18 protein-coding genes are annotated in these 22056 nt (G+C 66.2%); 7 read left to right on the forward strand and 11 right to left on the reverse strand.

The genetic code is table 11. The features are described from left to right. Window positions 1-29 precede the first annotated feature (29 nt). On the reverse strand, window positions 30-1769 hold the full coding sequence (locus IDT60_RS13410) for a glycerol-3-phosphate dehydrogenase/oxidase (protein WP_164206038.1): 1740 nt from the start codon (window positions 1767-1769) through the stop codon (window positions 30-32). An 83-nt stretch (window positions 1770-1852) separates the two neighbouring features. Further along, window positions 1853-2989: a GuaB3 family IMP dehydrogenase-related protein gene (locus IDT60_RS13415; RefSeq protein ID WP_191079420.1), complete on the reverse strand. Its 1137-nt coding sequence runs from the start codon at window positions 2987-2989 to the stop codon at window positions 1853-1855. Between the two features lie 55 nt (window positions 2990-3044). Here IDT60_RS13415 and IDT60_RS13420 point away from each other — a divergent pair, with 55 nt between their 5' ends. Genes IDT60_RS13420 through IDT60_RS13435 form a run of 4 tightly spaced genes read left to right on the forward strand, consistent with a single transcriptional unit; the run spans window position 3045 to window position 5875 of the window. Beyond that, window positions 3045-3686: a hypothetical protein gene (locus IDT60_RS13420; RefSeq protein WP_191079421.1), complete on the forward strand. Its 642-nt coding sequence runs from the start codon at window positions 3045-3047 to the stop codon at window positions 3684-3686. A 60-nt stretch (window positions 3687-3746) separates the two neighbouring features. Continuing rightward, complete coding sequence (locus IDT60_RS13425) at window positions 3747-4634, forward strand: WXG100 family type VII secretion target (protein ID WP_191079422.1); 888 nt, start codon at window positions 3747-3749, stop codon at window positions 4632-4634. A gap of 51 nt (window positions 4635-4685) precedes the next feature. Continuing rightward, window positions 4686-5366: a hypothetical protein gene (locus tag IDT60_RS13430; RefSeq protein WP_191079423.1), complete on the forward strand. Its 681-nt coding sequence runs from the start codon at window positions 4686-4688 to the stop codon at window positions 5364-5366. Beyond that, window positions 5366-5875, forward strand: coding sequence for a hypothetical protein (locus IDT60_RS13435; RefSeq protein ID WP_191079424.1), 510 nt, complete (start codon window positions 5366-5368; stop codon window positions 5873-5875). Before IDT60_RS13430 ends, IDT60_RS13435 begins: the two co-directional genes overlap by 1 nt. A 185-nt stretch (window positions 5876-6060) precedes the next feature. On the opposite strand, the gene IDT60_RS13440 is transcribed toward IDT60_RS13435, so the two are convergent. From IDT60_RS13440 to IDT60_RS13450, 3 genes are all read right to left on the reverse strand, one after another. Further along, window positions 6061-7920, reverse strand: coding sequence for an ABC transporter ATP-binding protein (locus IDT60_RS13440; RefSeq protein WP_191079425.1), 1860 nt, complete (start codon window positions 7918-7920; stop codon window positions 6061-6063). Window positions 7921-7993: 73 nt separating this feature from the next. Continuing rightward, window positions 7994-9505 (reverse strand): IMP dehydrogenase, encoded by a 1512-nt coding sequence (gene guaB, locus IDT60_RS13445; RefSeq protein WP_164206023.1) that lies wholly within the window; start codon window positions 9503-9505, stop codon window positions 7994-7996. 212 nt (window positions 9506-9717) lie between these two features. Next, window positions 9718-11784, reverse strand: a complete 2067-nt coding sequence (locus IDT60_RS13450; protein WP_223883984.1) for an acyltransferase family protein — start codon at window positions 11782-11784, stop codon at window positions 9718-9720. A gap of 133 nt (window positions 11785-11917) precedes the next feature. Between IDT60_RS13450 and IDT60_RS13455 the strand changes: the two genes are divergently transcribed. Further along, window positions 11918-12886 (forward strand): DUF389 domain-containing protein, encoded by a 969-nt coding sequence (locus IDT60_RS13455; protein WP_191079426.1) that lies wholly within the window; start codon window positions 11918-11920, stop codon window positions 12884-12886. On the opposite strand, the gene IDT60_RS13460 is transcribed toward IDT60_RS13455, so the two are convergent. The 3 genes from IDT60_RS13460 to IDT60_RS13470 form a co-directional block, all read right to left on the reverse strand. After that, window positions 12855-13961 carry an NAD(P)/FAD-dependent oxidoreductase gene (locus IDT60_RS13460; RefSeq protein ID WP_191079427.1) on the reverse strand — a complete coding sequence of 369 codons (1107 nt, stop codon included), beginning with the start codon at window positions 13959-13961 and terminating at the stop codon, window positions 12855-12857. The genes IDT60_RS13455 and IDT60_RS13460 overlap by 32 nt on opposite strands. Before the next feature lie 167 nt (window positions 13962-14128). Further along, window positions 14129-15763 carry a response regulator transcription factor gene (locus tag IDT60_RS13465; protein ID WP_223883721.1) on the reverse strand — a complete coding sequence of 545 codons (1635 nt, stop codon included), beginning with the start codon at window positions 15761-15763 and terminating at the stop codon, window positions 14129-14131. 127 nt (window positions 15764-15890) lie between these two features. Then, window positions 15891-17414, reverse strand: coding sequence for an ATP-dependent DNA ligase (locus tag IDT60_RS13470; RefSeq protein ID WP_191079428.1), 1524 nt, complete (start codon window positions 17412-17414; stop codon window positions 15891-15893). Between the two features lie 63 nt (window positions 17415-17477). Here IDT60_RS13470 and IDT60_RS13475 point away from each other — a divergent pair, with 63 nt between their 5' ends. Then, window positions 17478-18080: a dihydrofolate reductase family protein gene (locus IDT60_RS13475; protein ID WP_191079429.1), complete on the forward strand. Its 603-nt coding sequence runs from the start codon at window positions 17478-17480 to the stop codon at window positions 18078-18080. A 97-nt stretch (window positions 18081-18177) separates the two neighbouring features. On the opposite strand, the gene groL is transcribed toward IDT60_RS13475, so the two are convergent. From groL to IDT60_RS13490, 3 genes are all read right to left on the reverse strand, one after another. Beyond that, on the reverse strand, window positions 18178-19788 hold the full coding sequence (groL, locus tag IDT60_RS13480) for a chaperonin GroEL (protein ID WP_191079430.1): 1611 nt from the start codon (window positions 19786-19788) through the stop codon (window positions 18178-18180). A gap of 77 nt (window positions 19789-19865) precedes the next feature. Further along, window positions 19866-20159: a co-chaperone GroES gene (gene groES / locus IDT60_RS13485; protein ID WP_003805290.1), complete on the reverse strand. Its 294-nt coding sequence runs from the start codon at window positions 20157-20159 to the stop codon at window positions 19866-19868. A 221-nt stretch (window positions 20160-20380) separates the two neighbouring features. Next, entirely contained in the window at window positions 20381-20764 is a 384-nt protein-coding gene (locus IDT60_RS13490) for a hypothetical protein (protein WP_164206010.1), read from the reverse strand. A gap of 55 nt (window positions 20765-20819) precedes the next feature. On the opposite strand from IDT60_RS13490, the gene IDT60_RS13495 reads away from it, so the two are divergent. Further along, on the forward strand, window positions 20820-22052 hold the full coding sequence (locus IDT60_RS13495; RefSeq protein ID WP_191079431.1) for a class I SAM-dependent methyltransferase: 1233 nt from the start codon (window positions 20820-20822) through the stop codon (window positions 22050-22052). The last annotated feature ends 4 nt before the right edge of the window (window positions 22053-22056 follow it).

Raw genomic sequence — 22056 nt, forward strand, 5'->3', positions numbered from 1 at the left:
GTCAGGAGAAGTGGTGCTGCTCGGGCCCCTCAGCGCAAGGGGACAATGTCATCCACGCCCAGGCGGGCGGCGTCGGCTGATTCGTCGTCCGGCTGCTGCTGGCTTAGCCGTTCGGCCTCAACGCGCGCGATGTAGTGCTTTATTTCGTTCTCGCGCTGCGCATCGCTCCAGCCAAGGACTTCGCCCATCAGTTTAGCGACTACCGGCACCGCCGACACGCCACGGTCCCACGCCTCAATCGAAATCCGCGTTCGGCGGGTCAGCACATCATGGACGTGCCGGGCACCTTCATGGGTGGCGGCGTAGACAGCCTCCGCCTGCAGGTAATCGTCAGCGCCGGGCAGCGGCTCTGCCAGCTCGGGCCGCTCCTTGATGATGGCGAGCACTTCCGGGGTCATGGACCCGTAGCGGTTGAGCAGGTGTTCCACCCGGGCCACGTGCACGCCATATTCCTCGGCTGTCCGGCTCCTGCGGTTCCAGGCGGCTTTGAAGCCGCTGGCCCCCAGCAGCGGGATGGTTTCGGTGCAGCTCGGCGGAACACGCTCGTCCATGGTGCGGGTGGCCTCATCCACGGCATCCTTGGCCATCACGCGGTAGGTGGTCCATTTGCCGCCTGCCACCACCACCAGGCCGGGCACCGGGTGCGCCACCACGTGTTCCCGGGAGAGCTTGGCGGTGGAGTCGTTCTCACCGGCCAGCAGCGGACGCAGGCCCGCGTAGACACCTTCGACGTCTTCGCGTGTCAGGGGCCGCTTGAGTACGGTGTTGACGTGTTCGAGGATGTAGTCGATGTCTTTGCTGGACGCTGCCGGATGGGCCTTGTCCAGGTGCCAGTCGGTGTCCGTGGTGCCGATGATCCAGTGCCGGCCCCAGGGGATGACAAACAGTACTGACTTCTCGGTACGCAGGATCAGGCCGACGGTGGACTGGAACCGGTCCCGCGGCACCACAAGGTGGATGCCCTTGGACGCCCGGACCTTCAGCTGACCGCGGTCCGTGACCATGGCCTGGGTTTCGTCGGTCCATACACCGGTGGCGTTGATGACCTGCTTTGCCCGGATGTTGAACTGGGAGCCGTCCTCGTGGTTGACCACCTTGGCCCCCACAACGCGTTCACCCTCCCGGAGGAAATCCACCACCGCCATCTGGTTCACTGCATGGGCGCCGTAATGGGCCGCGGTCCTGATGAGGTTGGCGCAGTATTTGGCGTCGTCTACCTGGCCGTCGTAGTAGCGGATTGAACCCACAAAGGCATCTTTTTTCAGGCTGGGCGCAGCCCGGAGGGTTCCCCGACGGCTGAGGTGTTTGTGGAACGGAACGCCGCGCCGGTGCCCGTTGGAGATGGACATCAGGTCATACAGGGCGATGCCGGCTCCGACATAGGGCCGTTCGAGGAAAGGCTTCGTCAGCGGATACAGAAAAGGCACCGGCCGGGCCAGGTGGGGGGCGAGCTCGGAAAGCAGCAGCCCACGCTCCTGCAGTGCCTCCTTGACCAGCCCAAAATCAAGCATTTCGAGGTAGCGCAGTCCGCCGTGGATCAGCTTCGATGACCGCGAAGACGTGCCCGCCGCCCAGTCGCTCGCTTCCACGATCCCCACGCTGAGGCCACGGGTCACGGCGTCCAGGGCCGCTCCGGTGCCCACGATCCCGCCGCCGACAATAAGGATGTCAAGTTCGTTGCCCGGCTCGGACGTAGCCCTGAGCCGGGCAATCGATGCTTCCCGGGCTGCGGGCCCCAGGGCACCGCCTTCGTTTAGAACACTGTTCATGGAACGCCTCCCCTTGCCGCTGCTGCCGGTAGTAAACCCACACTACTTCGTTGCCGCGCGGATGGGCAGGCGTCCACCAGCCCTTAGTTGCCGGTGTAGGGCGATACCACGACGTCGACGCGCTGGAATTCCTTGAGGTCCGAATACCCTGTGGTCGCCATCGAGCGGCGGAGCGCCCCGACCAGGTTGGACGTGCCGTTGGTGTGGTGCCCCGGCCCGAAGAGGACCTCTTCGAGGGATCCGACGGTCCCCACGTTGGCGCGGTCCCCGCGCGGCAGCTCCAGGTGGTGGGCCTCCTGGCCCCAGTGCCAGCCCTTCCCCGGAGCCTCTTCGGCCCTGGCGAGCGCGCTGCCCAGCATCACGGCGTCGGCGCCCATGGCAATGGCCTTGACGATGTCACCCGAGGTGCCCATGCCGCCGTCGGCAATTACATGGACGTAGCGTCCGCCGGATTCATCCATGTAATCACGGCGGGCGGCCGCGACGTCGGAGATGGCGGAGGCCATGGGCGAGTGGATGCCGAGCGCGCGGCGCGTAGTGGCCGTGGCTCCCCCGCCGAAGCCGACCAGGACGCCCGCGGCGCCGGTCCGCATCAGGTGGAGCGCGGGTGTGTAGCCGGCGGCGCCGCCAACGATCACCGGGACGTCGAGCTCGTAAATGAACTGCTTGAGGTTCAGCGGTTCATCTTCCTTTGAGACGTGCTCGGCGGAGACGGTGGTACCGCGGATGACAAAGATGTCGACGCCGGCGGCCACCACCGTCTTGTAGTGCTCCTGGGTGCGCTGCGGGGTCAGGGCACCGGCCACCGTCACGCCTGCTGCGCGGATCTCGGCGAGGCGGGAGGTGATCAGTTCCGGCTGGATGGGTGCCCGGTAGAGCTCCTGCATTCGCCCTGTCACTGCGGGACTGTTGACCTCATCGGCGAGGGCACCGATCTCGTCCAGGACGGCCTGGGGGTCCTCGTACCGGGTCCAGAGGCCCTCAAGGTCCAGCACGCCGAGCCCGCCCAGCCGCCCGAGGGCGATGGCCGTCTCCGGGGACATGGCTGAATCCATGGGTGCCGCGATCACGGGCATGTCGAACTTGTAGGCATCAATCTGCCAGGAGACAGACACGTCCTTGGGGTCGCGGGTACGACGGTTGGGGACGATCGCAATGTCATCCAGGGAGTAGGCACGACGCCCACGCTTGCCACGGCCGATCTCGATCTCGTAAGTCACTGCTCTAGGTTATCCCAGCCCCGGCGTTGTCCTTGGCCGGAGCTAAGATGCCGGGATGGGCAACCGCTGGATCTTCGATGGGCACATAGCCGGCATTGGCACCGCGTCAGGACTGCGGGCGGTGGTGGGCGTGTGGCAGGAGTCCCCGTTCGGGTCCTTCGCCGATGTTATGGTCCAGCAGCCCTCCGGGCACCGGCTGCTGCTGGCCCCCACCCGGGAAGTAGCCGCCTTCATCGCGGCGACGTACAGCTTCGATTCGGTGCAGCTGGTGGACGTGAATGCAGTGTTCGCAGATCACCGCCTGACGGTGGACGCCGGCCCGCTGCAGCTAAGCGCCGGCGTGGGGCGCAGAACCCTCCTGGGCACAGCACTGCGGGCAGTACCAAGGCCCCTCGCCGTGCACCCGGCCTGGCTGCAGGCAATCAGTCCCCTGGCCGGGCTGCTCAGTCCTGGCGCCCGGACCTCGGGCAGCGCCGGAAGCGGCAGGCTGGAGTATTACGGGGTGAGCGACCTGCACCACATCAGCTCCGCCGTCGTTCGCTGGAACGGTGCGCACGCCGGGGAGCTGGCACCGATTAATCCTGCCGTGACCTTCGGCTTCAGCAGTGTTCCCGCCCGGCCCGGCCTGGCGAGGGTCCGCACCACCGTGCTGGACGCGGCCGGGGACAAGTCCCCATCGCGGCGTCCGGCCGAATAACGTAGTTTGGGCACAAAGCGGAACAGCAGGGTCCGCTGCGCTAAGAATTTGGGGGACGCAATGGCGCCTGGCATCTACGGTGCTGACATCGAACAACTCCGGGCATTGTCCCAATCGCTGGGCAGGTCCGGGACACGGCTGAAAAGCGTCGAATCCACGGTCAATTCCCTGGTGCAATCCTCAGCGTGGAAGGGCACGGACGGGGACAGGTTCCGCAGCGAATGGTCATCTTCCCTGCGTCCCATGCTGAGCCATACCTCGGAGGCTTTGCAGGATCAGTCCAGGTCGCTGCTGAAGCACGCTGACGAACAGGAGCAGGCCAGTGGCGCGGGTTCTTCTTCCGTGCCGGCCGGGTCCGGCGGCGGCAGCGGCTCCGCGAACAGCTCCAACCCTGGACCCGGCTGGGGTGATGCCTTCACCGATCCCAACTACCAGCACGCGTCGTCGGGCATTGAGTGGCTCCTCGAAAAAATGGGAGTCGGGGATGGCAGCGCCGCGTCGGGAATTGCCTCGGCGCTGATGTTCGTGGCTGACAAGTTCAACTGGAACCTGGAGCTCGCGCAGGTGCAGGCAGGCGTCAGCAAGTTCTTTGACTTCATGAAAGGCGCCGGAAAAGTACTGGGCGTCCTGGGCGGCGCAATCGGCGTCCTGGATGTCCTCTCCGGGATCGACGGAAAGGACCCGTTCAGGATTGCCGACGGGCTGATTGGCGGCGGCTTGTCCGTAGCCGCCCTTGTTGCCACAGGAACCATTGTGGGAGCACCTGCCGGCATAGTCCTGGGCGGACTCGCCCTGGGGTGGGGCCTGTTGGGCATGATGTCAGGAGACGTCCCGGTCACCAAGAGAATCTGGGACTTCGGGGCAGGAGTAGTGGGCGCCGTCAAGGACGTTGCCTCTGCGGCCAGCGACGCTGTCGGATGGGTTGGCGGTAAGCTCGGTTTCGGCTGAGGCCCCGCCTGCACCATCCTGAGCCAGAACCATAGATGACGTAAGGAAATCATGACAGCCTCCACCACTCCGGAAACCGTTCCCGGTTCCGACCTGCCTCCCGCGGCGTACCGGATGACCAGCCACGAAATCCTGGCACTGCTGGCGTTTGAACCTGGTGCCGGGACTGCCTTGACCCGCCGGGTACTGGGCCTGGCCGAGCTCCCGGATGACCACGACCTTGTCCGGGCCGGAGTGGGGACCTTGAACATTCGGGACACCGTGGAGATCAACGGCGAGGAGGTCACCCTGCTTGCTGAGGCAAAAGTTCTCGCAAGAATCTTCAGCACTTCCTCCGAGTGGTTCGACATCACCCGGATCGGGTCCCAATACGCCTCACCGAGCTACCTCGTGGACTCCCCCGCGGGCCGGGCGGCGGTCTTCCTCCGCCCCCTGAGCGAGTACCTCTGCCTTCCCTTGCGGGACGACGTGGACCTGTTCGACTTTGTGCAGGCCCAGGTAGATGAAGCAGTTGCCACACTCGGCAGCGAGGGCGGCGGCATCGTTACTTCGAGGCGGTACAGCGTCCGGACGCAGGAACCTGTTGTCGCCAACATTAAAATTCACGAAGCCGGCCCGCACCAGCTCGCCTCGGCGCCGCTGGACGAGGACGGCCAGCTTGGCGTCCGGGATTTGGAGCCCGCTGAGCAACCCGGCCTGGTGGTCCGCGGGTTGCTGGCAGCCGCCTCGTGATGGATACCGCGGCATCCGGCACCGCCAGCTTTCCGCAGCGTGCGCTGGGGTACGCCCATCGCCGCGCGCGTGTCTTCTGGTTCTGGTGGATGGGCATGATCTTTGGCTTGCCCGGGCTGGCACAGGCAGCCGTCCTGGCGGCCACAGGTCAAAGCCCCGAGAACGGCCTGGTGCTGGCAGGCCTGGGTCTGGCCATCTCCGGAGCCGGCTGGCTGATGGCCATTGGGCCACGGTTTACGCGCACGGATCCACGCCCGGCTGACGATGTGAACCGCGCCGAACAGTACGTGCGGATAGCCCCTGGTTCGGCGATTGGCATGATAGCGGTCATGGTGGCCATCGTTGTGGCCCTCATGTTCGCCACCCCGCGGGGCACGGCACCGGACGTCCTGCCCATCCTCGCGCTTTTGGTGGTCTTTCCGTTGCCGGTGGCGGCCGGGTTGCTGTATTCCGCGCACCTGCACCGTCACCGGGAACGCTTCTTCGCCGGCTGGCTGGAACGCCGGTAGCAGAACGCCCGGCAATACTCAGCATTCAGGGCGAAGGCCTCCATGACGACTCAACCTGCCTTCGCGGCAGGTCAGCGACCTTGCGTGGGTTCTGGTCCTCGGCCCGTTGAGAGCCGCGCTGGGCGTCTTCCGGTGGAAGCGGGTACGGGCCTGGGCACGTGGCGCGACCCTTACGGAAATGCGGCCTACGGTCCGCTTTGAGCGTCAAGGCTGAGCTGTGACTCGAACATCCTGAAATAGCGGCCACGCAGTGCCACAAGCTCCTTGTGGGTGCCCTGCTCCACGATCTGCCCGTCCTCGAGCATGTACACAATGTCGGCCTTCTCGATGGTGGCCAGTCTGTGGCTGATGGCAATGATGGTGCTGCTGCGGTCCGCGAAAAGCCTGCTGAAAATCCTGTGTTCCGCCAGTGCATCGATGGCCGAGGTTGGCTCGTCCATCACCATAAACGACGCGCCCCGGTAGAAGTTCCGAGCCATGGCAAGCCGCTGCCACTGCCCGCCGGACAGCCCGCTGCCCTTCCGGCCGCGCGGATCTTCCATCCAGTTGCTGACGTGGTTCTCCAGCCCGTTGGGCAGCTTGTTGATGAATTCGAGGGCCTCGGCGTCGGCCGCGGCCCGCCGGATCCGGTCCTCGTCGCGCGGCGAGTCCACGTCACCAAAGCGGATGTTGTCCGCGGCCGTGGCGAACTCGTACTTCAGGAATTCCTGGCTCAGCACTGCCAGATGACGGTGCCAGGAGGTGACATCGACGGCGGCGAGGTCGACGTCGTCGAGCATTACCTGTCCTGAGTCCGGAGCGTACAGCCCGGCCAGGATTCTGATCAGGGTGGACTTTCCGGCTCCGTTCTCCCCCACGATGGCGATGTGCTGGCCTTCACGGATGGTCATGCTGATACCGCGGATCACCTCAAGGTCGCTGCCTGTATAGGTGAAGCGGATGTCCCGCAGCTCCACGGTCCTGGGAGCCTGCAGCAGCGGCGGCGCGTGGCGGGAATGGACCGGAAGCGCCATGAACACTTCATAGTCCTTGAGGTTCGCCAGGTCCTCATCGATGGAGCTCAGGGACGAGACAAGGCTGTTCGCTGTGGACAGGGCGCGGCTGACGATCTGCTGGACATACAGGAACTGGCCCACCGGCTGGGCACGGGCAATGATCTGGCCCACCACCCAGATCAGCGAGACCACTTCGGCGCCGTACTGGAGCGCGTCGGCGGCGAGCTGTTTCGGGATATAGCGCTTCTGGAAGTCCAGGCGTCGGCGCTCGTCAGCGTCACGCAGCCGGGACCGGAAATCCATCAGGTAGCCCACGATCCCGTACAGGCGCATTTCAGCGATGTGCTGCGGTCGGAGCAGGTTCGTTTCGATCATCCGGCGCTGCCGGCGTGAATCCACCTGCGTGTTCCAGTGCGCGATCTGCTCCCGGGAAAGCTTGAACTGCAGGTAGACACTCGGCACGATCGCCACCAGGACAATGACGGCGATCCACCAGCTGACCAGCAGCAGGGCCCCGACGGCCAGGATCACCGACACCAGCTGGGTGAAGATCGCGGCGATCCGGTCCAGGACCCTGGCATACGAGTCGGAGAACCGCTTGGCGCGGTCGTACAGGTCGACTGTCTGTTTGTCGTCGTAGCGCCAAAAATCCAGGGCCAGGAAGCGTTCGTACATCTGGTCGCCCACGATGGCTCCGACCTTGAAGCTCATCAGCTGCTGGATGTAGCGGTCCACGCTGCTGAAGGCACCCCAAAAAAGTCCCAGGGCGGCGGTGATGATGACATAGACGATGGCTTGCTGGCCCGCCGCGGCATCACCCGAGTAGGCGGCCGCCAGCGCGGTGGTTGTCAGCGCGGCGAAGAACGTGGTCACCAGCGGCAGCGTGGCCGAAATCAGCGACCCCATAACTTTCATGACGACGGCGCCCGGTGAGGCCCGGAAGCTGACGCGCAGCACCTGCGCCACGGCGCGGGCATAGGGCCTCAGTGCCAAACGCCGTCGAGCGTCCCTTTTCGGGTTCAGTTCGGCAGGGTGGCGTGATTCGGACATGGATTCAGCCTAGTGCCGTCCACAGATACAAATAGGCCGCGGGGAAACTTCCCCGCGGCCTATTTTGGTTTGTTTAGCGCGAACCGTAGTTCGGGGCCTCCACTGTCATCTGGATGTCGTGGGGGTGCGATTCCTTGAGGCCTGCCGGGGTGATCCGGACGAACTTGCCGCGGGCCTTGAGCTCAGGGACGGTGGGAGCACCGGTGTAGAACATGGTCTGGCGGAGGCCGCCCACCAGCTGGTAGGCCACGGACGCGAGCGGTCCGCGGTAGGCGACGCGGCCTTCGATGCCCTCGGGGATGAGCTTGTCATCACCGGAAACGTCCGCCTGGAAGTAGCGGTCCTTGGAGTAGGACGTGTTCTTGCCGCGGGTCTGCATGGCCCCCAGGGAGCCCATTCCGCGGTAGAGCTTGAACTGCTTGCCATTGACGAAGATCAGGTCACCCGGGGACTCATCGCAGCCGGCGAGGAGGGAGCCCAGCATCACCGTGTCGGCACCTGCAACCAGCGCCTTGCCGATGTCGCCGGAGTACTGCAGGCCGCCGTCGGCGATCAGCGGAACGCCGGCGGGGATGGCAGCCTTGGCGGACTCGTAGATGGCGGTGATCTGCGGGACGCCCACGCCGGCAACCACGCGGGTGGTGCAGATGGACCCGGGACCGACGCCCACCTTGATGCCGTCGGCACCGGCGTCGATCAATGCCTGGGCACCTTCGCGGGTGGCTGCCTGACCGCCGATGATGTCCACGTGGGCCGCCACGGGATCGGACTTGAGCCGGCGGATCATGTCAAGCACCCCCTGGGAGTGGCCGTTGGCGGTATCCACGAACAGGGCGTCAACGCCGGCCTCAATGAGGGCCATGGCGCGTTCCCAGCCGTCGCCGAAGAAGCCGATGGCGGCACCGACGCGGAGCCGGCCCTCGTCGTCCTTGGTGGCCAGCGGATACTGCTCGGCCTTAGTGAAGTCCTTGGTGGTGATCAGGCCCTTGAGCCGGCCCTGCTCGTCAACGAGCGGGAGCTTTTCGATCTTGTTGGTGGCCAGCTTGTGGGAGGCTTCCTCACGGCTGATGCCAACGTGCCCGGTGATCAGGGGCATCTTGGTCATTACGTCACTGACGAGCCGCAGCGGGAAGTCGGACTCAGGGACAAAGCGGGTGTCGCGGTTGGTGACGATGCCGAGCAGCCGCATGCCCTCATCCACCACGGGCAGGCCGGAGACGCGGTACTGCGAGCAGATCTCATCCAGTTCAGCCAGTGTGGCCTGCGGGCCGATGGTCAGCGGGTTGGTGATCATTCCGGACTCGCTGCGCTTGACGCGGTCCACCTGGTCGGCCTGGTCCTGGATGGAAAGGTTGCGGTGGATCACGCCCAGCCCGCCCTGGCGTGCCATCGCAATGGCCATCCGGGATTCGGTGACGGTGTCCATGGCGGCGGACAGCAGCGGCGTGTGCACGGAGATCCGCTTGGAAATCCGCGACGACGTGTCGGCTTCGGACGGGATGACGTCCGTGTGGCCCGGGAGGAGCAGGACGTCGTCGTAGGTCAGGCCGATGAAGCCGAAGGGGTTGTGCTCGGGCTGGGTCATGAGTGCGCCTCTTACCTTGGGTATTTTGTTCACGGGTAGGGGTTGCAGCTGATGACCAGCCCGTCATTACGGGACTGGTCGGTGCAGGGGCCTAATAAGTTTGTGCCTCGCGCACGGAAGCCATGCGGAAAGCTTTGAGTAAATATTAGAACCTCGCAGCCAATCCCCCTATTCCGGCAGTCCATTGTGAGCAAGGGCACCCCGGGTACACGTCACGTCCAGCCGGTTGCCGACAGCAGCCGCTCCTCAAACATGGGGATCATGCTTTCCACGTAGGTCCGGCTGAGATGGTTGTCGTCCTTGTACACGTAGACGTTTCCCACCACCGCCGGGCAGATCCCGCCGGCACAGATGAAGTCGCTCAGGTCCATCAGGTAGAGCCCGTCAACTTTTCCGCGGTAACTCTCCAAGGGCGAGGGGTCCACCAGGGATTCGTTCAGTGGCGGGTTGCAGGCCGGGGCGTCCGGTGCGTTGCGCTGGACGCATTCCGGCATGCTGAACGTGAACCGTGGGTTGTCCCGGATGCCCACCACCTCGATGCCGGCGTCGGCGAGCGGCTGGATTCCTTCCAGGTAGGCGGGCACCTCGGTCTCGAACGGGGCTTCCTCGTGGGTCAGGGTGGCCACGGTGAAGACAGCATCCGGCCGGTGCTCCAGGACATAGGCGGCACTGGCGCGGTTGTAGGCGTTGCATTCGGCATTCCGGGTCTCCGATTCGGCCCCGAAGCGGCAGGCAGGCATGAGCAGGGTGACCAGCTCCCAGCCGCGGGCTTCCGCGATGGGAGCCAGCGCGGCCAGGTACTGCTGCGCGTGCGAGTCGCCGAGCACCACGATCCGTTTGGTGACCTCACCGGACGGAACTGCCTGGCGGCATCCTTCCAGCACCGGATCCGGGGTGGCGTTTGCCTCGATGCAGGGCGCGTGGATTCCCGCCCAGTCGTTATCCAGGGCCGCCGGAGCCGGGATGATCCGGGCCGCGGGTGCCGGTGTGCCGCCGTTTCCCGTGGTCAGCTGGGCAGCCCCGGGCGTCAGTTCGCGGGGCTGCGCTGCGGTGGCAGCCTCCTCGGCGGAGAGGCTGGTCTGCCACACTGCCACGGGCCCTGCAAGGAGGGCGCAGCAGGCAACCACGACGACGGCGGTCCGCCAGCTGCGCACCTGCGGCCAGTGCCACTCGCGGAGCGGCTTTTCCACAAAACGGGTGGTGAGGACAGCTAACGCTATGGAGGCGGCGATGATGGCGGCGCCCTGGATGAGGGTGGGTGCCTCAACGCCGGTGGCGGCCAGGGCCAGCACCAGGACGGGCCAGTGCCACAGGTACAGCGCATAGGAGTTGTCTCCCAGCGAGACCAAGGGCTTCCAGCTCAGGAGGCGGTCCACGCCGAAGCGGCTGCCGCTCTGGCCGGCCACAATGATCGCTGCCGCCGCAAGGGTGGGCCACAGGGCCACGAACCCCGGAAAAGCGCGGTCCACTGTCAGCAGCAGGCCGCAGGAGACCATGGCGGCCAGGCCGGCCCAGCCGAGGATCAGGCGGAGGACTTTGCCCGGCTTAAGCAGGGGCAGGCCCAGTGCCAGGAGCGACCCCAGGGCGAATTCCCACAGCCTGGTCCGGGTGTCGAAGTAGGCATACGCCTGGTTGGTGGCCGTCTGGTCCACCGAGAAGCAGAGCGAGGCGGCGAGGATGGCTGCGAACGCGGCCGCCAGCAGGCCGCGGTAACTGGCGTTCCACCGCCGCCGGAGCAGCTTCCACACCACTGCCGAGGCCGCGAAGACGAGCGGCCACAGGATAAAGACCTGCCCTTGGATGGACAGGGACCAGAAGTGCTGCAGCGGGCTTGCTGCAGCGTGGTCCTGGGCGTAGTAATCCACGGCGGTGTCCGCGAGCAGCCAGTTCTGCCGGTACAGCAGCGACGCCCAGGCCTGCTCGAGCACCATGGGCCAGCGGCTTTGCGGAAGGATCAGCCATGTTCCGGCCAGCACCCCAAGGATCACCACGACGGCGGCGGGCAGCAGCCGCTTGAAGAGGTGCAGCCAGTGGCGGAGGAGGTTGAGGGAAGTTCCCGCTTCGACCTTCCGGACGAAGGACAGAGTCAGCAGGAAGGCCGAGATGAGGAGGAAGATATCCACCCCGCCCGATACCCGTCCGAGCCACACGTGATAGGTCACCACCATGAGGACGGCGAGCGCACGGAGACCCTGGACTTCGGGACGGAAAGTGGGTTTCCGGCGGGCACTGCCCGTATCCGCCGCACCGCCCGGGGCAGCCTCTGTTCCCGCAATCAACACAAATGACCCCTAAAAACCGGCTGGCAAAAACATCAAGCCTACGGACAGGCGCGGCCCAAGGCCAATCAGATCCCGCCAAAGCCGCACACTTCACAAACTATGCTGGCCACTATCAGGGAAGGGAGCGGACGTGATTGTCCAGCTGCGGATTTTTGTGCCCGAGGAGCTGTCGGCAGTAGTCCTGCGGGCATGCAAGGACCAGGTGGGGACGGCTGAGACGGCGTTTTTCCCCGGCGCGTCCGTGGCTCCACAGGGCGATGTCATCGAGGTTCAGGCCGCCAGGGAATCGGTTGAGGAACTGCTCGAGAAACTCCACGTCCTCAAGGTGGAGGAGGTGGGCTCGATCATCATAGCCATGCCGGAGCTGGTGTTGTCGCGGCGTGCGGAGAAAGCGGAATCGTCCGCACCCGGAGACGGCGCGGACGCCCTGATCTGGGACGAAGTCAGCCACCAGACGGGCGAGGACTCCAGGCTCACGTGGAGCTACCTGGCATTTCTGGTACTGGCTACACAGCTCGCGGCGATCGGGATCGTGACGGATTCCACCATCGCTATCGTCGGGGCAATGGCCGTGGGGCCGGAGTTCGGCCCCTTGGCTGCGCTGGCAGTTGCGTTGGCGAGACGGCAGTGGGCCCTGGGGCGCCGGGCTGCAGTGGCACTGGCAGTGGGTTTTCCTGTTGCCATGCTGCTGGCGGCACTGACCGCCTGGCTGTCCGTCCCCCTGGGCCTCTTTCCCACCGATGCATTGGATACCGGGTCTGCCGTCGAATTCATCTACCACCCGGGCCCGTACTCGCTGATCGTTGCGGTCCTGGCGGGAGCCGCCGGCATGCTTTCCGTCATTAGCCGCCGTTCAGCGGCGCTGATCGGTGTTTTTATCTCGGTCACCACCGTCCCTGCGGCCGGTTTCGTGGCGGTTGCCCTGGTCCTGGGTGAATACCAGAAAGCGGCGGCGTCAGGTTTCCAGCTGCTGCTGAATCTTGTGGGCATCGTTGTGGCCGCCGTGGCCGTCCTCCTCTTCTACCGTGTGGTCTCCAAGCGGCTGCCCGAGGCAACGGCCCGGCAGCTCAGGTGGCAGCTACGGCGGACCCGCGGCTGACAGGGGCCGGAATCTTCGCTGCAAGGTAGCGGGCGTCGCGGCCGATGCCGGGAAGGGTGTCCGATGCCTCGGCGTACAGAAAGCGCTGGCCGAGGAAGAACAGGCCCGGGGTGTCAAGTGCCACGCCGCGCCACTGCCGGGGCAGCGCGCCGTCGTCGAGCAGTGCCGGATCCATCCAGCTGAAATCATCCTTGAACCCGGTGCACCAGATCACGTTCGCAACGTCCAGCCGCGTGCCGTCTTCAAGGACCGGAAGCCCGGACTGCACTCCGGTGACCCGCGGAACCCGCTGGACGCCGGCGGCGGCCAGATGCTTGGTCTTCGTTCGGATCAGGGGTTCGGCATGGGCCTTCATGGCTGGCAGCAACCGGCGCCCGATCGGCGTCCCCAGGGTGAGCACATGGAGCCCGACGATGCGCACCACCGGGAAGGCGAAGCGCGCCGCGACCCGGCCGTGTTTCACCGGGAGCTCCGCCGTGGGCTTGCCGGCGACGTAGGTCACATGGGTCCGGGACACCTCCCTGGCGATTTCCGCTCCCGAGTTCCCCAGCCCCACCACCAGGACAGGGCCGTCCTGCAATTGCAGGACGTTGCGGTAGTGGCTGGAGTGGAACTGGACGACGGCGGGCGCCAGGTCCGCAGCGAAGCCCGGTACCTTGGGCGTCTGGGTGGAACCGGTCGCCACCACGACGTTGTGCGCCTCCCAGCGGTGGCCGTTGGACGCTGCAATGAAGCGGTCCGCGTCCCGCCAGAGGCGTTCGACGCGGACGCCCCTGGAGACGGGAAGGTCGAGTTGTGCGGCATAGCCTTCGAGGTATCCGGCGATGTCATCCTTGGTGGGGAAGTTCAACGGATCGCCCGGGAACGGGACGCCGGGGAGTCCGTCGAATTTCGCGGGCGTAAAGACCCGGAGCGAGTCCCACCGCTGCCGCCACGAGTCACCGGTCCGTGAATTGGCATCCAGGATCCGGAATGTCCGGTTTTGCTCCTTCAGGTAGTGGCCCAGGGTAAGGCCCGCCTGTCCCCCACCGATGATGAGGATGTCCAGCGTGCCGGTCACGCCGCTGGTATCCATGGCTGTTCTCCTTTGCGGTTAAGTTTTTGGGTTCCTGCGAGGACTGGAAGGTTCATGTTTTGAGGCTACGGGCGCAGGCCGGATGCCCGCGTCGGCCGAAGTATGCAATTACTGCCAAGGCCCCGATGGGTATTTTTATGCAGCGGCTCCGGACCGCGCGGTGCTGTTCAGCCCACCAGCCCGTGTTCGTAGGCGTAGCTGGTGGCGGCTGACCGGGAGGACAATCCCAGCTTCAGGAAGATGTTGCTGATGTGCCGGGCAACGGTCTTTTCGCTCAGGTACAGCTGGCCGGCGATGGCACGGTTGCCGCCGCCCGCGGCTACAAGCCTCAGCACTTCCACTTCCCTCGGCGTCAGGGGTCCTGCAGGAGTCCGGGAACCCGTCCGCAGCAGCGACGCAGCCCAGGCTGCGGCCGGGGCCGCGCCCAGTTCCAGGAACTCTGCGTGGGCTGCTTCGAAGTCCATCACGGCGGACAGCTCATCGCCGAGGGCGCGGCACGCGGAACCGAGCAGCACCCGGCTGCGGGCGGCCTCGAAGGGCACCCCAAGTTCCTGCCACAGCCGCCATGCCTCCTGGAGCGGTTTCAGGGCAGCGGACGGGTCTCCGCCGGCCAGCCGGACAGCGCCGTCTGCCTGGCAGGCAACGGCCCGGATCATGGGCATAGGGCTTTCGACGGCCAGGGCTTCCAGCTCTTGGGCCCCCTGGCTGGCGGCTTCCAGGTCGGCGGCAGCAAGCTCGATCTCCACCACTGCCGGCAGCATGTTCCGGCGGGTTGCGGCGTCTGCGGCACCAGCTGCCCGCCGGATCATCGCTTGCGCCTGCTGCGGATTTCCCCGGGCCAGCCAGAGCAGCGCGAGGCCAGGCTGCGGATCGTAGCCGGACCGGGCAGCCTGCCGGTAGGACGATTCGGCGTCGTCCAGTTGTCCCCTCAGCCGTTCCACCTCTCCCTGCTGGTAGTGGCCGCCGTACAGCGCCTGCGGATCGCCCCGGACGGACAGTGCTTGCGCTGCGGCGGCCGCCTCCAGCGCTTCGGCCCAGGCACCGTGGAGCAGAAAGAGCTCGGCCCTGTGTGATTGGCACTGGCCGCTGAAGGTCACCATGTCAGGCCGTTCAGCGCACCAGCGGTCCAGGGCTGCCGTCCACGCCAGTGCCCGCTCCAGGTCCAGGGCCAGGTGGCAGGTGCCGATCACCGCGCAATAGATGATTCCTGACGGAATCGGGGAGAGCTCACCTGCCGTGACGGCCACCATGACCTCGTCGAACATGTTGAGTCCCTGCTCAGGGTGGCCAAGCATCAGGGTGGCCTGGCCTGTGCCGAGGAGGCCAAGCGCGGACAGGTCCCTGTCGTGGAAACGCTGGCCCAGGCCGGCAACGGTGGAGAAGGCCTCCAGCGCGCCGGCCGGGTCGCCGCCATAAAGTTTTTCCAGGCCCAGCGGGAGGAGCAGCAGGCCCTGCACAGAGCTCGGCCCCGCCTGTTCGTCCACAAGCCGCTGGGCGCGGGCAAACCACCCGCCGGCCCGGGCCTGCTCCCCCATGAACATCAGTTGCATGCCCATCCAGCCCGCGCACCGGGCGGCACTCTCGACGTCGCCCATCACCAGATACTCCTCGTGGGCGCGGGTCAGGGTCTCCAGCCCCGTGGTGCTGTCCCCGGTCAGGATCTCGGCCGTCGCCAGCTGCTCAAGATCGGCAGCCGGCAGTCCGCCGCGCCGGTCGGCTTCACGGAACGTCTGGCGGGCCTCTGTCCAGCGATGTTCCTGGAACGCTGACCGGCCCTGATCGATACCGCTCCCCGCTGACACCCAAGCCTCCCCTCGGTCACCCTGCACCGCCTGACACGGGCGGCCCGCAACCGGCATAACTCCGGGCCGCGGCAGGCCCGCGTCGGCTTTAAGCGCCACGGTACGCCCGCGGGAGAACCGGCACAAGCTAGGGACGGAGCAGCGTTCGCAGCGTCTGGATGGTGTCAGCCTCAGCCGCTGTTTTGTCGTCGCGGTAGCGCTTGACGCGTGCAAACCGCAGGGCGATTCCGCCCGGGTAGCGTGTGGATTGCTGCACGCCGTCGATGGCGATCTCCACCACCGTGACGGGCTCCACCCAGACGGTACCGGCCGTGCGCCGCACCTCCAGCTCCTGGAACCGCTCCGTCTGCCAGCGCAGCAGCGCGTCGGTGAGGCCCTTGAAGGTTTTGCCCACCATCACGTAGCCGCCGGGTTCGCCGAACTCTCCGGCCGGGTCCAGCGCACCCAGGTGCAGGTTGGACAGCAGCCCGGTGCGGCGTCCGGATCCCCACTCGCAGGCGAGCACCACCAGATCGTACGTGAGCACCGGCTTCACCTTGATCCAGTTGGAACCACGCCTGCCGGCCGCGTAGGCCGAACCGACTGCCTTCACCACCACACCCTCATGGCCGGCGGCAAGAGCATCGCGCGACACCCTCTCAGCCACCGCTGCATCCGCTGTGATTTCCCCTGGAATCCTGTGCTCCGGGGCGATGCGTTCGAGGACGCCGATGCGCGCGGACAGCGGCTCATCCAGCAGGTCGCGCCCGTCAATATGGAGGACGTCGAAGAACCAGGGGTGCAGCACGGCCGCCCGCTCCACGTCCGCCCCGAACCTGGACATGGTTTCCTGGAAGGGCCGCGGGACGCCCTCCTCGTCGAGGGTGAGGGTTTCGCCGTCGAGGATCACGTCCCGCACCGGGAGTCCGCGCACCACCTCCACCACCTCGGGCAGCCGGTGCGTCACCTCCGCCAGGGTGCGTGTGTAGATGCGCACCTCGTCGCCGGCCCGGTGCACCTGGATGCGGGCGCCGTCGAGCTTGTATTCCACGGACGCCTCCCCCGTGATCTCCAGCGCCGCGCCGGCACTCGAGGCAGTCGCGGCGAGCATGGGCTGTACGGGACGGCCGACGACAAGGCCGACGGCGTCAAGCTGGGCTGCCGTGCCCGTGAGCGCCAGCAGTGCCGTCCCGCCGAGGTCCCCGGAAAGCATCGCGGCGCGGCGTACCGCGTCCACGGACCTGTCCGCGGCGCGGGCAATCGCGTCGGTCAACACCCCCTCCAGGGCACCGGTGCGCAGTTCCCCCAGCAGCACACCGGCGATGAAGGCCTGTTCGCGTTCGGTGGCTGCCGCCGTCAGTGTCCGGAGCGTTGCGGCGCGTTCCGCTGCTGACCCGGCGCCTGCGGTGGTCAGCAGCCGGTCCAGTGCTGCGTCGAGATCGGCGACAGTAAGGCCCGGCCCGGCGGCCGGCTCCCCCATGGCCGCCGATATCCCGCGCCAGCCCACCCCTACCCGGCCCTGCCGCGGCCTGGCGGTGAGTAGGCCGACCACCGTGGCGATGTCCGCCGGATCAAGCCGGCGCAGCAGTTCCGCCAGGGCGTCGACCTTCGCGAGCCGGGAGCGTGTGGACGTAACGGTCTCCGTGGTTCTCACGAGCTCATCGAGCAGCATGGCATCAGTCTGCCACGGCGGCTGGCTCTGGACAGTGCCCCGCCGCCGTTCCAGACTTGGTGGATGGGTATCATCGTGGCGAACCTGTTCCTCACCCTCGACGGCGTCTACCAGGGGCCCGGCGGCCGCGAGGAGGACACCGAAGGCGGTTTTACCTTCGGCGGCTGGCAGTTACCGGTGTCCGATGCCGAAGCTGAGGCAGCCATCGAGGCAGGGATCGGCCAGATCGATGCCCTGCTTCTCGGCCGGAAGACCTACGACATCTTCGCGGCCTACTGGCCGCACCAGTCCGATGACATTGGCGGCACGCTCAACCGGGTGCCCAAGTTCGCCGTCTCCAGCACCCTGACTGATCCGGCCTGGGAGGGAACGACGGTCCTCCCGGACGCGGCGGCCGCGGGCCGGCTCCGCGACGAGTACAACCAGGTACACATGTTCGGCAGCGGCGTCCTCATCCGGTCACTCCTTCAGGCAGATGTCCTGGACCGCCTCCACCTGTGGCTCTATCCGGTCACGCTCGGGCAGGGCAAACGGCTTTTCGACGCCGGGACCGTTCCCGCCACGTTCCGCCTCGCCGAGCCGGCCCGCACCTTTCCGAAGGGCTCGGTGTCCCTGGTCTACGAGCGCGCCGGCGAAGTCCGGACGCAGGACATGCCGGGAGCGTAGGCCCGGAACGGGCGGTCCCGGGCAACAAAAAACCGGCCCAGCGGAAGCTGGACCGGTTTTTGTGCGGAGCCGGTGGGCCCACGCCGAAGAGCAGACGCTAGTGGCTGTGGCCTGCGTGCTCGTCCTCGTCGGCCGGCTTCTCCACCACGAGGGTCTCCGTGGTGAGAACCAGCGCAGCGATGGACGCCGCGTTGCGGAGGGCCGCACGGGTGACCTTGACGGGGTCGATGACGCCGGCACGGATCAGGTCTTCGTACTCGCCCGACTTGGCGTTGAAGCCGTTGTTGGTTTCGAGTTCGGCAACCTTGGCCGTCACAACGTAGCCGTCGAAGCCGGCGTTCTGGGCGATCCAGCGCAGCGGCTGGACCAGCGCGCGGCGGACAATGCCCACAGCTGCGGCGGCGTCGCCTTCAAGGGCCTTCACTGCGGAGTCCTCGTCGAGGGCCTTCAGCGCGTGGATCAGTGCGGAACCGCCACCGGCCACGATGCCTTCTTCGAGGGCGGCGCGGGTGGAGGACACAGCATCTTCGATGCGGTGCTTCTTTTCCTTCAGCTCAACCTCGGTGGCTGCGCCAACCTTGATCACGCCGATGCCGCCGGCCAGCTTGGCCAGGCGTTCCTGGAGCTTTTCACGGTCCCAGTCGGAGTCGGTGCGGGTCAGCTCGGCGCGCAGCTGGGCGACCCGGGCTGCGACGTCTTCTGCGGAACCGGCGCCGTCAACGATGGTGGTGTTGTCCTTGGTGACCGTGATGCGGCGGGCGGTACCCAGCACCTCAAGGCCGACGGTGTCCAGGCTGAGGCCCAGTTCCGGCGAGACAACCTGCGCACCGGTGAGGGTGGCGATGTCCTGCAGCATGGCCTTGCGGCGGTCGCCGAAGCCCGGGGCCTTGACGGCAACAACGTTCAGGGTGCCGCGGATGCGGTTGACGATGAGGGTGGACAGTGCCTCGCCCTCGATGTCTTCGGCAATGATGAACAGCGGCTTGGAGCTCTGCAGTGCCTTCTCCAGCAGCGGCAGGAAGTCCTGGACCGAGGAGATCTTGCCCTGGTTGATCAGGATGAGGGCGTCCTCAAGGACGGCTTCCTGGCGCTCGGTGTCGGTCACGAAGTACGGGGACAGGTAGCCCTTGTCGAACTGCATGCCTTCGGTGAGGACCAGCTCGGTCTGCGTGGTGGAGGATTCCTCGATGGTGATCACACCATCCTTGCCGACCCTGCCGAACGCCTCGGCGAGGAGCTCGCCGATTTCGTCGCTCTGGGCCGAGATGGCGGCAACGTTGGCAACCTGGGTGCCTTCAACCGGGCGTGCGTTCTCAAGCAGGCGGGCAGCAACGGCTTCAACGGAAACCTCGATGCCGCGCTTGATCTGGCCCGGAGCGGCGCCGGCAGCAACGTTGCGCAGGCCTTCCTTGACCAGGGCCTGGGCCAGGACGGTGGCCGTGGTGGTGCCGTCGCCGGCAACATCGTTGGTCTTGGTGGCTACTTCCTTGGCCAGCTGGGCGCCAAGGTTCTCGTACGGGTCATCAAGCTCAACTTCGCGGGCGATGGTGACGCCGTCGTTGGTGATGGTGGGTGCACCCCACTTTTTGTCGAGGACAACGTTGCGGCCGCGGGGGCCGAGCGTCACCTTGACAGTGTTGGCGAGCTTGTCGATGCCGGCTTCAAGAGACCGGCGTGCAGCGTCATTAAACGCAAGCTGCTTTGCCATGGTTTTGTCCTTTCAAGACAGAACCCCGCGCAGCTGACCAGCGGGATGCAAGGTCAGCGGCACGGGGATCCAAAAAGTTACTTTACGACGATCGCCAGGACGTCGCGGGCGGACAGCACGAGGTACTCGGTGCCGCCGGTCTTGACTTCGGTTCCACCGTACTTGGAGTAGATCACAACGTCGCCAACGGCTACGTCGACAGGTACGCGGTTGCCGTCTTCGAAGCGACCGGGGCCTACTGCAACAACTTCACCCTCCTGCGGCTTCTCCTGTGCGGAGTCCGGGATAACCAGGCCGGAAGCCGTGGTCTGCTCGGCTTCGAGCGGGCGGACAACAATACGATCCTCAAGAGGCTTAATAGAGACCGACACTCGGACCTCTCCTTCTACGTCAGCAAAAATTCATGGACAGTTGAGCTGCTTCACCATGGCTGGCAAACCGTCGTCGCGGTGCCGGCAGCAGCCTGGCTGGAAGCTCTTCATGTGTTAGCACCCTCCTAGGGAGAGTGCTAATGACGACTCTATGTAAGTGGTTAGCACTCGGTCAAGGCGAGTGCCAGAATTATGTCCCTGGTGAACAGCGGCGAACTGGTTCAGCGGCCGGCGAGGTCGTCGAAATCCACGTCTTCGTCGCCCTCGTCGCCTTCAGTGGCGGTGCCCCGCTTGAGGTAAAGCACCACGGCCCCGCCGACGGCAGCCAGCAGCGCAATCACCAGCAGGATGATCCCGCCGATGCGTGCGCCGGAGTAGAGGCCGCGGATGTCACGGGCTTCGTCGGTGGCGTCCTGGATATCCTTGCCACCCACGGAGTACACGGTGGCGTTGAAGGTGTCCAGGAAGAAGATGATCACCAGCAGGGCAATGCAGATCACGGCTACTGCGGAGCCGGCAATCAGCGCGGGGCGGGCTATCTTCACCCAGTCCGTGGGGGTGGTTCGGGGTGGTCCGGACGGCTGGGTGCCTGCACTGTCTTCCATGCCTTCAACCCTATCGGGAACCGGGCTCCGGGCCGCCTCCACTAGGCTTGACGTCATGCCCCAAGCACCGCAGGACCAGATCGCCCCACTGCTGACCAGCGAAGGGTGGGAGCTGCTGGCGTCGCTGGGGCCGTACCGCGAGGACGGCGCCTTCGAGCTCAATTCGGCCCTCCGCAAGGCCGGGCACTCCCCCGAAATGGTCTCCGCTGTCCTCACCCAGTCCAGGCTTCGTACTAAGGCTGAGGCGAAGTTCGGGGAGTTCGCCCGGAGCATGCTGTTCACCCAGGCGGGCCTGGAGCAGGCCACCCGGCTCAACGTGGCGGCCCGGCACGCCGAACGCTTCGCGCAGGCCGGCGTCCGCCACGTGGCGGACCTGGGCTGCGGACTCGCCGCCGACTCCCTGGCCCTGGCATCGATGGACATCACCGTCACCGCCGTGGAAATGGACGAGACCACCGCCGCCTGCGCCATGGTCAACCTCATCCCGTTCCCCAACGCCACGGTGGTCCACTCCGACGCCACCACCGTTCCGCTGGACGGGATCGACGGCGTCTGGCTGGATCCCGCACGGCGGGTCACCTCCAGTTCGGGCACCAAGCGGATCTGGGATCCTGAGGCGTTTTCGCCGCCGCTGTCCTTTGTGGAATCCCTCGCGGCCACGGGGCGCGCCGTCGGGGTCAAGATGGGTCCCGGCATGCCGCACGAATCGGTGCCCGCCGGCTGCGAGGCGCAGTGGGTCTCGGTGGGCGGCGACGTCACCGAGGTGACCCTCTGGTTCAACTCCGTGAGCAGGCCGGGGATCCGCCGGGCCGCGTTGCTGCTCGGGCCGAACGGAGCCGCGGAGATCACCAGTGCGGAGGATTTCGGCGGCGGTCCCGCCGCCCCGGTGGGCCCGGCAGAGGGCTACCTGTACGAGCCCGATGGCGCCGTGATCCGCGCAGGCCTGGTGGCCGACGTCGCGCTTGAACTGGGCGGGCACCTGCTGGACGAGCACATCGCCTACATCTGCGCCCCGGAACTCGTGGACACCCCGTTCGCGCGGGCCTACAAGGTCCTGGAGGTGATGCCGTACAACGTCAAGGCACTCAAGTCCTGGGTCAAGGAGAACGGCATCACTGTCCTGGACATCAAAAAACGCGGCACATCCGTCACGCCCGAAGAACTGCGGAAACAGCTGTTCGCCGGCAGCAAGGCGAACAGCAAAAAGAAGGCCGGAACCAAAACAGCCACCCTCGTCCTCACCCGCATCGGGGAGGACCGGGTGGCCATCTCGGTGGAACCCGTCTAGAGCC

The sequence above is a fragment of the Pseudarthrobacter sp. BIM B-2242 genome, assembly GCF_014764445.1.
GTDB lineage: Bacteria > Actinomycetota > Actinomycetes > Actinomycetales > Micrococcaceae > Arthrobacter > Arthrobacter luteus_A.